The sequence below is a fragment of the Oceanibaculum indicum P24 genome (assembly GCF_000299935.1).
Taxonomy (GTDB): Bacteria; Pseudomonadota; Alphaproteobacteria; order Oceanibaculales; family Oceanibaculaceae; genus Oceanibaculum; species Oceanibaculum indicum.
The window spans coordinates 1-10,275 of sequence record NZ_AMRL01000046.1 but is presented as its reverse complement, the minus strand read 5'-3'; the positions used below and the strand labels follow the sequence as shown (position 1 = coordinate 10,275).

11 protein-coding genes are annotated in these 10,275 nt (G+C 66.1%); 6 read left to right on the top strand and 5 right to left on the bottom strand.

Translation table 11 applies throughout. The features are described 5' to 3' along the window. The coding region (locus P24_RS18625) for a CpsD/CapB family tyrosine-protein kinase (RefSeq protein ID WP_008946303.1) at positions 1 to 768 on the top strand (768 nt) is incomplete at its 5' end. 3 nt (positions 769 to 771) lie between these two features. Further along, positions 772 to 1,530, top strand: coding sequence for a metallophosphoesterase (locus P24_RS18620; RefSeq protein ID WP_008946302.1), 759 nt, complete (start codon positions 772 to 774; stop codon positions 1,528 to 1,530). Positions 1,531 to 1,748: 218 nt separating this feature from the next. On the opposite strand, the gene P24_RS18615 is transcribed toward P24_RS18620, so the two are convergent. From P24_RS18615 to P24_RS18595, 5 genes are all read right to left on the bottom strand, one after another. Further along, positions 1,749 to 3,095: a TldD/PmbA family protein gene (locus tag P24_RS18615; RefSeq protein ID WP_008946301.1), complete on the bottom strand. Its 1,347-nt coding sequence runs from the start codon at positions 3,093 to 3,095 to the stop codon at positions 1,749 to 1,751. 85 nt (positions 3,096 to 3,180) lie between these two features. Further along, positions 3,181 to 3,639 carry a GNAT family N-acetyltransferase gene (locus tag P24_RS18610; RefSeq protein WP_008946300.1) on the bottom strand — a complete coding sequence of 153 codons (459 nt, stop codon included), beginning with the start codon at positions 3,637 to 3,639 and terminating at the stop codon, positions 3,181 to 3,183. A 7-nt stretch (positions 3,640 to 3,646) separates the two neighbouring features. Further along, entirely contained in the window at positions 3,647 to 4,024 is a 378-nt protein-coding gene (locus P24_RS18605) for a type II toxin-antitoxin system VapC family toxin (protein WP_008946299.1), read from the bottom strand. Then, positions 4,021 to 4,281: a type II toxin-antitoxin system Phd/YefM family antitoxin gene (locus tag P24_RS18600; RefSeq protein ID WP_008946298.1), complete on the bottom strand. Its 261-nt coding sequence runs from the start codon at positions 4,279 to 4,281 to the stop codon at positions 4,021 to 4,023. The genes P24_RS18605 and P24_RS18600 overlap by 4 nt, the downstream gene beginning before the upstream one ends. Before the next feature lie 48 nt (positions 4,282 to 4,329). Then, on the bottom strand, positions 4,330 to 5,838 hold the full coding sequence (locus P24_RS18595; protein ID WP_008946297.1) for a UbiD family decarboxylase: 1,509 nt from the start codon (positions 5,836 to 5,838) through the stop codon (positions 4,330 to 4,332). Positions 5,839 to 6,006: 168 nt separating this feature from the next. Here P24_RS18595 and P24_RS18590 point away from each other — a divergent pair, with 168 nt between their 5' ends. The 4 genes from P24_RS18590 to P24_RS18575 form a co-directional block, all read left to right on the top strand. After that, the gene (locus P24_RS18590) at positions 6,007 to 7,038 is read left to right on the top strand and encodes a dienelactone hydrolase family protein (protein ID WP_008946296.1); all 1,032 of its coding nucleotides are present in this window, start codon (positions 6,007 to 6,009) and stop codon (positions 7,036 to 7,038) included. Between the two features lie 266 nt (positions 7,039 to 7,304). Then, positions 7,305 to 9,290 (top strand): methyl-accepting chemotaxis protein, encoded by a 1,986-nt coding sequence (locus tag P24_RS20580; protein ID WP_237740223.1) that lies wholly within the window; start codon positions 7,305 to 7,307, stop codon positions 9,288 to 9,290. Between the two features lie 162 nt (positions 9,291 to 9,452). Then, positions 9,453 to 9,821, top strand: a complete 369-nt coding sequence (locus tag P24_RS18580; RefSeq protein WP_008946294.1) for a DUF4170 domain-containing protein — start codon at positions 9,453 to 9,455, stop codon at positions 9,819 to 9,821. 25 nt (positions 9,822 to 9,846) lie between these two features. After that, positions 9,847 to 10,275: hypothetical protein (locus tag P24_RS18575; protein ID WP_008946293.1), on the top strand; the 429-nt coding region annotated here is incomplete at its 3' end.

Here is a 10,275-nt window from a genome sequence, read left to right as displayed (position 1 = left end):
GCGCTGCCGGCGCTGCGCAACCGGCAGCTTGCCGACCGGGCGCCGCATGAGCTGGCGCTGGAACAGGCGGAGAGCCCTTATGCCGAATCGTTGCGCCGCCTGCGGACCACGCTGGCGCTGGCGGGCGAGGCCCGGAACATCACCACCGGGCGCAGCGTGCTGGTGACGTCCTCCCTGACGGGTGAAGGCCGCAGCGCAACCGCGCTGGGCCTGGCGGTGCTGGCCGCAAAGGGCGGCGCGCGGGTGCTGCTGATCGATGCCGATCTGCGCGACCCCGGCCTGCATGAGGTGCTGGGCGTACCGAACGAGCGCGGCCTGTCCGACTATCTGGCCGGCGCTGCGGAGCTGGGCGAGGTGACGGAGTTCCACCTGGCCCATGGTCTCTATGTCATTCCCGCCGGTACCCGGCTGGAGGACCCCTCCGCGCTGCTGGCGCGACCGGTGGCCCGCGATCTGATGGCGGCGGCGGCCAGCGGCTTCGACCTGGTGGTGATCGACAGTTCCGCAGTGCTGCCGGCCCCAGACGCACTGCTGCTGGCGCGCCATGCCGACCAGATCGTGCATGTGGTGGCCTCCGGCCAGAAGCGCGGCCCGGTGCTGGCCGCGCTGGCCAGTCTGAACGGCGCTGGGGCGGCGCTGTCCGGCATGGTGCTGAACCGGGCCGATCCGAAGCGGATCGGGGAGGCGGGCAGCGTGCCCTTCGCCTCCGGCCATGTGCGGCTTGACCGTGCCGAGCCGCCCCGTCGGCTTCCCGCCGGCGCCGGCTGAGCCATGACCGCCCGCAGCCCTCTTCCGGCGCCGGCCAGGGTTGCGGCCAGGGTTCCAGAGGACACGCGGGTCTATGCCATCGGCGATATTCACGGACGGGCCGACCTGCTGGCCGATCTGCTGGAGATGATCCGTGCCGACGCGGCGCGCGCGCCGGAGGGCCGGCAGGTACTGGTTACGCTGGGCGACCATGTGGATAGGGGCGACTGGACGCGCCATGTCGTGGACATGCTGCTGGAAGACCCGCTGCCGGGTGCGGAGCTGGTGACGCTGAAGGGCAATCACGAGGAACTGCTGCTGCGTTTTCTGGAAGAGCCGGAAGCCGTGGCGCGGCTGTGGCTCGGCAATGGCGGCGATGCCACCCTGCGCTCCTACGGCATCGAGCCGTCACGCTATCTGGGGCTGGCGGATGGCTGGCAGCGGATGAGCCGCCTGTTCGCCGAGGCTCTGCCGGCGGCGCACCGGCGCTTCTATGAAAATCTCCGCCTGCACCATCGCGAGGGCGGCTATCTGTTCGTGCATGCTGGTATCCGCCCCGGCGTGCCGCTGGTAGAACAGACTTCGGAGACGCTGCTGTGGGTGCGCGACCTGTTCCTGTCGTCGGAGGCCGATCACGGTGCCGTCGTGGTGCATGGCCACACGGTTGCCTGGGCGCCGGAAGAACGGCCGAACCGCATCGGCATCGATACCGGCGCCTTCATGACCGGCCGCCTCACCTGTCTGGTGCTGGCGGGCGAGGAACGGCGGTTTTTGTCGACGTGATCCCTTAATGGCAACCCTTTGCCCTGGGTTGCTCAGTGGTGCCGTTTTAACAGCCATCATTCCCGGGCTTGTCCCGGGAATCCAGGGTTCAGCCTGCTCTACAGACATCCAGTAAGCGGAAGCCTGGACCACCGGCACAAGGCCGGGGGTGACGGGTAGAGAAAATGGCGAGGGGGAGTAAATAGAAAATCCCGCGCCACGGAAGGGGAGAGTCCTTCTCAGCTGCCCGCCACGGTCATGCCGTCGATGCGCACGGTCGGGGCGTCGGTCGAGCCCTTGAATTCCAGGTCGCTGGCCGGGGTCAGTTTCGCGAACATGTCCTTCAGATTGCCGGCGATGGTGACCTCGCTGACCGGATAGGCGATCTGGCCCTTCTCGATCCAGTAGCCGGCGGCGCCACGGCTGTAGTCGCCGGTGACCATGTTGGCGCCGCTGCCCATCATTTCGGTGACATAGAAGCCCTGCTCGATATCGGCGATCAGCTCTTCCGGCGACAGGTTTCCGGCGGCCAGATGCGTGTTGCTGCTGCTAGGCGAGGGCGGACCGCCGGTGCCGCGCGCCGCATGACCGGTTGACTGGAGGCCAAGCTGACGGGCGCTGGCGAGGTCGAGCAGCCAGGTGGTCAGCACACCATCCTCGATCAGGTTGCGCTTGCCATTGGCCAGCCCTTCGCCGTCGAACGGCTTGGAGCGCATGCCGCGCGGCCGGTGCGGATCATCGACGATCATGATGCCGGGCGCGAAGATGCGCTGGCCCATGCGGTCCTTCAGGAAGCTGGTGCCGCGCGCCACCGAGGCGCCGGAGATCGCGCCCAGCAGATGGCCGACCAGGCTGCGTGCCATGCGCGGCTCGAACACCACCGGCACCTGCGCGGTCTTGGCCTTTCGTGGGCCCAGCTTGCGCACCGTGCGCTCGCCGGCGCGGCGGCCGACCAGCGCGGGGTCTTCCAGATCGCCGGCATAGACGGCCGAGGTATAGTCGTAATCGGTCTCCATCTCGCCGTCGCGTGCGGCGATCACCGAGACGCTGACGCCCTGGCTGGAACGCGCATAGCGCCCGGCGAAACCGGCTGACGTGACCAGCGTGACGGTCGAACGGCCCCAGCTGGCCTCCGCCCCTTCCGAATTGGACACACCGGACACGGCGAGCGCCGCTTCCTCAATGGCGCCGGCGCGCTCGGCCAGCTGTTCCGGCGTCGGCTCGGCAGGGTCGAGCATGTCGATCTCCGGCCAGCTCCTGGCCAGCTGGTCCGCCCCGGCGATGCCGGCATATTTGTCTTCCAGCGCCAGCTTCGCCATGGCGATGGCCCGCTCGACCGCCTCGTGCAGTGCATCCTTCTTGAAGTCGGTCGAGGAGACGGTGGCGGAGCGCTGGCCGATGAAGACGCGCAGGCCCAGATCCTTGCCCTCGGCGCGCTCGATCTTCTCCAGCTTGCCGAGGCGCTGGCCATGCGACAGCGACTCGCCTTCCGCCAGCACGGCGTCGGCGGCATCGGCCCCGGCCTTCTTCGCCTGGGCGATCAGGTCGGCGAGCAGGGAGAGCGAATCGGTCTGGCTGTCGGGCATGGCGTCCTGGGAGAAGTTTCGGGAGGTGAATACCGCCCTCAACAGATAGGCCGGCAGGCGCGATGCCGCAACCTGTGCCGTAGCGTCAGAGCTTCAGCTTCATGCCGAGATGGCTCCCGACGAAACCCAGCCGCTCGTAGAAGCGGTGGGCGTCGGCGCGGCTCTTGTCGGTGGTCAGCTGCATGACTCCGCAGCCTTCCTGCTTCGCCAGCGCGATGCAGTGGCGTACCAGCTTCTCGCCGATGCCGTGGCCGCGTGTCGAGGAATCGACCCGGACCCCCTCGATCTGCGCGCGCTTCATGCCCATCAGCGACAGGCCGGGCAGAAACAGCAGCTGCGCGCAACCGACCACCCGGCCTGCCAGCTCCGCCAGTACGATACGGTTGCCGGCCTGCGCGGTCAGCGCCGCAAAGGCGTCGTAATAGGCCTGCGGCAGCGGATCTTCATAGCGCTCGCGCTGTCCACCGAGTGCGTCATCGGCCAGCATGCGTACGATTTCCGGCACATCGGCGCGGGTGGCGTCACGGAACAGGATGTCAGTCATGGGGGCCTCAGGCGCTCAGGATAGGGATGCCGTAAGGCTGCATCCGGGAATCGCGCGTGACCAGCACCAGCTTGTCGAGTTCCGTCTGCGCCACAAGCATGCGGTCGAACGGGTCGCAGTGATGCGTAGGCAGCGTACCCGCTCGCTCGGCATGATCGGCATGGATGGGCAGCACCTCGAAGCCGTTTTGCTGCAGATTCTCGGCGATGCTGCCCTCGAAGGCCAGCTTGCCGAGGCCACGCTTCACGGCGATCTCCCAGACGCTGGCGGCGCTGACCAGCACGTCATTCTCAGGGTCGGCAATCGCCGCGAAGGCAGCGGGGTGCAACTGCTCGCCGCCCAGGTCCCACCAGAGATAGGCATGGGTGTCGAGCAGCAGCCTCACAGGGGCTCCTCGTCTTTCCCCTCAAAGGCGGCCTGCATATCGGCGGGCAACGGTGCGTCGAAATCCTCGGCTATATGACGGATGCGCAGCGTCCCGGCCGGACGGCGCGGCCGCGCGGTGCCCGGCTTGTCTAGCGGCATCAGACGCGCGCGCGGATGCCCGGCCTTGGCGATGACGATTTCCTCGCCCGCCGCCGCGCGCTCCACCAGCGAAGAGAGCTGGCTCTTAGCCTCGTAGATGTTCAGCGTCTTGCCCATAGACCTAATATCGGCCCTCGGTTTCAGTTGGTCAAGTTGGTCAAGGCCTCACTTCCAGATCGGCTTGCCGCTGCCGGGCAGGCCAAGCTCGGCCCAGCGGGCGGTAACCTTCTCGACGATCTCGCGCTCCATATACAGCTTCTCGCCCCATTCGCGTTTGGTCTCGGGCGGCCATTTGTTGGTGGCATCCAGGCCGATCTTGCTGCCGAGCCCGCTTTCCGGGCTGGCGAAATCCAGATAGTCGATGGGGGTGCTCTCGATCACCGTGATGTCGCGCGCCGGGTCCATGCGGGTGGAGACGGCCCACATCACATCCTTCCAGTCGCGCGCATCGATATCGTCATCCACCACGATGACCCATTTCGTGTACATGAACTGCCGGAGATAGGACCACACGCCCAGCATCACCCGCTTGGCATGGCCGGGATAGGCCTTCTTCATCGACACCACGGCGATGCGGTAGGAACAGCCCTCCGGCGGCAGCCAGAAATCCACGATCTCGGGGAATTGCTGGCGGAACAGCGGGATGAACACCTCGTTCAGCGCCTCGCCCAGTACCGAGGGCTCGTCCGGTGGCCGCCCGGTGAAGGTGGAGAGGTAGATCGGGTCGCGCCGCATGGTGATGCAGGACACGGTGAAGACCGGGAAGGGCTCCACCGAATTGTAATAGCCGGTATGGTCGCCATAGGGGCCTTCATCGCCATACTGGTCCAGCGAGACATGGCCCTCGATGACGATCTCCGCCTCCGCCGGCACCTTCAGCGGCACGGTGCGGCAATCGACCAGCTCCACCTTCTTGCCGCGCAGCAGACCGGCGAACTGGTATTCCGACAGCGTGTCTGGCACCGGCGTGACGGCGGCCAGGATGGTGCCGGGATCGGCGCCCAGCACCACGGCGGCGGGCAGCGGCTCCGACTTCGCGTTCTTCCAGCGCTGATGGTGCTGCGCCCCGCCGCGATGCTTCAGCCAGCGCATCAGCGTGGTGTTTTTGCCTGTGACCTGCATGCGGTAGATGCCGAGGTTGAAATCATCCTCGCGCTTTTTCGACGGCCCCTTGGTGACGACCAGCGGCCAGGTGATGAGGGGGGCCGGCTCGCCCGGCCAGCAGCCCTGGATCGGCAGCTGCGACAAATCGATCTGGTCGCCTTCCAGCACCACTTCCTGGCAGGGGGCGTAGCCAACACTCTTCGGCTTCATTGCCATGACGGTCTTCAGCAGCGGCAGCATCTCCACCGCCTCGCGGAAGCCGCCCGGCGGCTCCGGCTGGCGCAGGAAGGCCAGCGTCTCGCCGACGTCGCGCAGCTGGTGCGGCTCTCGCTCCATGCCCCAGGCGACGCGCTCCACCGTGCCGAACAGATTGACCAGCACCGGCATCTTGTAGCGCTGCCCGTCCGGCCCGACCGGGTTCTCGAACAGCACCGCCGGCCCCTTCTCGGCCAGCAGGCGGGTCTGGATCTCCGTCATCTCAAGATGGGTGGAGACCGGTGCCGTGACGCGCACCAGCCGGCCCTCCCGCTCCAGACGGGCTATGAAGTCGCGCAGGCTGGCATAGGGCATGGGTCACTCCGCTGAATGTGCGGGATAATGGATGGGGCAGGCAGGGGGTGCCGTCAAGGTTGGGGATGCCGATGGTGCGTCTCTTGCCGCGACGGATCGGCCCTCCGTCGCCGTTAAAAGCGATGGGGCTCGTTTCCCTGTGTCCTGATCAAATGGAGGAACCGACGGATGCGTCTTGAAGGCTGGAAGGCGGTGTGCACCGCCCTGCTCGCAATCTTCATGCTGGTAGCCGCCGGGCCGATCCGTGGCGAGGCCGTATCGGACCTGGCCGATGGACGCACCGGCGCTATCCGGTTCCCGTCGCTGACACCCAGCGGCCCGGACCAGTTGCTGGCGGGCGGCGCTCCCGAGGCGGTGATAAGCGGAACGCTGCTCCTCCCCGACGACGCCGACAGCACCGCGGCGGGCCGTATCCCGGCAATGGTGATCTCTCACGGCAGCGGCGGCATCATGCCGGACCGTGAACCGGCCTGGGCGGAGCGGCTGAGGCAGCTCGGCGTCGCCACCTTCATGCTGGACAGTTTCGGTCCGCGCGGGATCACCGCCACCGGAACGGACCAGAGCCGGCTGCCGCTGGCGGCGAGCATTGCCGATGCGCTGCAGGCGCTGCGCCTGCTGGCGACGCATCCGCGCATCGACCCGGACCGCATCGGCATCATCGGTTTCTCGAAGGGCGGGCAGGTGGCGCTCTACACCGCGCTGGAGCCGTTCCGCCGGGCGGTGATGGCCGGCCGCAATACGCGGTTCGCGCTCCATATCGCGCTCTATTCCTCCTGCTCCATCCCCTATATGGGGGAACCGGTCAGCACGGCGCCCATCCTGATGCTGCTGGGCGGTGCCGACGATTATACCCCCAGCGTCCATTGCGGCCGCTATGTGGACTGGCTGCGGGCGCGTGGCGGCGATGTCCGGCTGGAGGTGCTGGAGGGCGCGCATCACGGCTTCGACCTGCAGACCCCGCCGCGCTTCCTGCGGCGGGTTCAGAGCGCACGCGGCTGCGGCATGGATATCCTGCTCGAACCCGTCGAGGCGCGGCTCTGGGCCGATGGGCGAACCCTGCAGGGCGACGAGATCGGCGCCTATCTGCGCGGCTGCATGGAACGGGGCGGGACGGTTGGCGGCAACCCGGAAGCGCTCGCCCGGGCCATAGAGGAGGTCGAGGGGGCAGTGAAGGGGCTTATTGGCGCTGGAAGGCGATAGCACGGCCTGCCCTGCCTTGACCGCTAAGCCGCGAAGGCTGAAGGGCCTCGTTATCAGGTGCCGCCTGAAAGCCACGAAAGAAGATTGGTGCCCATAATTACTTGATATTATTATAGTTAATTATATTGATCCAAGTCATTAATTTTAACCATCTCTTAATGCGCAAATTCTAAATTGCGCTGGCGGCCAAGGCGAGAACCCCCATACCGCCCCTCATCCCATTCTTTGTGAAAGTTACGGCCATGCGTGTTCTGGACAATATGAAAGTGTCCCGGAAAATCTCCGCGAGTTCGGGTGCCATCCTCCTGCTGCTGCTGGTCGCCAGCGGCATCGCCGTTGCCGGTTTGCTCAGCGCACAGGGCAATTTTGCCGACTATCGCCGCCTCGCCCGCCAGACCAACGCCATGGCGACAATGCAAGGCGAACTCCTGTCTGCCCGCCTCGGCGTCCAGCTATTTCTGCGCGCGCCTTCCGAGGAGCGTGCGGAGGCGGTCTTGCAGCGGGCCGGTCGTGCGAAGGAAATGGCGGACAACGCAGCCAGCCTGTTCGTCGCGCCGGAACGCAAGGCGGAAATCGCCAGAATTGACGACGAGATCGAGAAATACGCTTCCGCCTTTCAGCAGATCCGTCCGCTGAGTGCGGAAATGTCGCGCTACAATGAAGAGACCTACAAGCGGGGCGTTGCCTTGGAAAGGACGTTGACCGACCTGATCCAGAGCCTGCAGACGCAAGACAAGGACGGCGCCATCGTCACCGCTGCGGCGGGGCAGCGTCATCTTCTGCTGGCGCGCATCTATGTGAACCGGTTCATTGGCAGCGCCCTGGCGGCTGACTCCGACCGCGTCAACTCCGAGATCGTGTCTTTCCAGGAGACCCTGAACAGCCTCACCGCCAGTCTGACCGAACAGGAGGACAAGGCGCGGCTGGCTGACCTGAACAAGAACCTGACGGAGTGGAAGGACAATTTCGCCGTTGTCGCAAAGGATGTCACAGCGATTCAGAATATTCTCTCCACCCAGCTAGACAAGATCGGCCCGGCGGTTGCCGGCGATCTCGAGAAGATGAAGATCAGCAGTGTCTCGCGTCAGGACGAGATCGGCCCGCGTGCCTCCGCCGATATCGAGCGTTCGGTCATGGTCGCCATCGCTGCCTCAGTCCTGGCCCTGATTACTGGTGTGCTCTCGGCGCTTCTCATCGGCCGCAGCATTTCCACGCCGATCATCTCCATGACGGCCGCGATGGGCCGGCTGGCCGGCGGTGACAAGACGGTCGAGATTCCGGCGCAGGGCCGCAAGGACGAAGTCGGTGAAATGGCCGAAGCCGTCCAGGTCTTCAAGGACAATATGATCAAGGCGGAGATGCTGGCCGCCGAGCAGGAAAAGGAGCGTGCCGCACGTGAGGAACGGGCGCGCAAGATCGAGACGCTGACGAAGAACTTCGATACGGCTGTGGCGCAGGTCCTCTCCCAGGTCGGTGCCGCAACCTCGCAGATGCTCACGACGGCGACCTCCATGTCGGCGACCGCTGAGGAGACGAACCGCCAGTCAACGGTCGTCGCCGCTGCCGCCGAGCAGGCCTCGTCCAATGTGCAGACGGTGGCGTCGGCTGCCGAGGAACTCTCCAGCTCGATTGAGGAAATCAATCGGCAGGTCACGCAATCGACCAATATTGCCGGCGAAGCCCGCAAGGATGCGGAACGCACCAACCAGCAGGTCGAAGGGCTTGCACGGTCGGCGCAGAAGATCGGCGAAGTGGTCAGCCTGATCCAGGAGATTGCCGAGCAGACCAACCTGCTGGCACTCAATGCCACCATCGAGGCGGCGCGCGCCGGTGAGGCGGGCAAGGGCTTCGCGGTCGTGGCCTCGGAAGTGAAGAACCTCGCCAGTCAGACGGCCAAGGCGACCGAGGATATCTCCCAGCAGGTAGGCAGCATTCAGGCGGAGACGACCGACGCGGTCAGTGCCATCAAGGGGATCGGCGCAACCATCGCGCAGATCAACGAGATCGCAACGACGATTGCCTCGGCGGTCGAGGAGCAGGGCGCCGCGACGGCGGAAATCTCCCGCAACGTTCAGGAAGCGGCGAAAGGTACGCAGGAGGTGACGACAAACATCATCAGCGTCACCCAGGCGGCTGGCGAGACGGGTGCTGCGGCCGGTCAGGTTACCGCCTCCGCGAACAATCTCGCCTCCCAGTCGGAGGAGCTGCGCAAGGCGGTGGAGGAGTTCCTGAAGGGCGTCCGCGCCGCATAAAGGCAGAAGGGCGGCTATCAAGCCGGCCTTGGGGAAAGAGAGGCCCGGTGCTTTGTGCATCGGGCCTTTTCCCTGCCCTCCCTTGCCGCAGCGCGGCAATTTCGTTACAACCGCGCCATTCTCTCGGCGATATGAGACCGGCGAAAATCAGGAGACTCTCCCATGGCGAAATACTGGGTGGTCGGCGGCGAGTACAAGGACACCTCCTTCAACGAGCTGGCGCGCGGCGAGGAGCAGCGCTTCGGCCCGTTCGACAATTACGACCTGGCGAAGAAGGAATGGGCCAACCGCACCTGGGCCAATGTGGATGACGCCCATATGCGCTTCCGCATCATCGAGGAGGATGGCCGCGCCTACTGGGTGGTCGGCGGCATCTATACCGACACCAGCTTCACCGCGATGGCCAATGGCGGCGCGGAGGAACGGTACGGCCCGTTCGACGCCTATGAGCAGGCCAAGAAGGCCTGGCAGGAAAAGGCCTGGTCCACGGTGGATGACTGCAACGCGCGCTACCGGATCGAGCGGCTGTAGGGCGGTTTCCCCAAAGGCGGTAATCATGAGTATTGCGTCGGCTGACGAGGCGGAGCTTCTCGCCCGCGCCTTCGAGTATCCCTATGCGGCGCCGGATGGCGCCTATCTGTTCCGCGCCGGCGAAGCCCTGCCGCTGCCCGATGGCTACGATCTTGCCGGCCGGCTGCCGGTGCTGGCGCATGGCTCCAACCGCGCGCCGGCGCAGTTGCTGCGCAAGTTCGGCCGCGACGGACAGGGTGCCGATGGCGAGCTGCCGGTCACGCCGGTCTGGCTCACCGGCTATGATGTGGTGTTCTCGGCGCAGTTCGCGCTCTATGGCGCGCTGCCGGCCACGCTGCACCCCTCGCCCGGTACGCGGGTGCGCGTGCATGTCACCTGGCTGACCGAGGCCCAGCGCGAGATCATGGACCGCTCGGAAGGGCTGGCGGCGGTCACGCCGCGCTACCGGCTGCGG

Excerpts from the sequence above, each read along its gene's own strand:
- P24_RS18610 (WP_008946300.1), bottom strand. The coding sequence starts at position 3,639 with ATGACTGACATCCTGTTCCGTGACGCCACCCGCGCCGATGTGCCGGAA.
- P24_RS18580 (WP_008946294.1), top strand. The coding sequence starts at position 9,453 with ATGGCGAAATACTGGGTGGTCGGCGGCGAGTACAAGGACACCTCCTTC.
- P24_RS18595 (WP_008946297.1), bottom strand. The coding sequence starts at position 5,838 with ATGCCCTATGCCAGCCTGCGCGACTTCATAGCCCGTCTGGAGCGGGAG.
- P24_RS18620 (WP_008946302.1), top strand. The coding sequence starts at position 772 with ATGACCGCCCGCAGCCCTCTTCCGGCGCCGGCCAGGGTTGCGGCCAGG.
- P24_RS18615 (WP_008946301.1), bottom strand. The coding sequence starts at position 3,095 with ATGCCCGACAGCCAGACCGATTCGCTCTCCCTGCTCGCCGACCTGATC.
- P24_RS18600 (WP_008946298.1), bottom strand. The coding sequence starts at position 4,281 with ATGGGCAAGACGCTGAACATCTACGAGGCTAAGAGCCAGCTCTCTTCG.
- P24_RS18590 (WP_008946296.1), top strand. The coding sequence starts at position 6,007 with ATGCGTCTTGAAGGCTGGAAGGCGGTGTGCACCGCCCTGCTCGCAATC.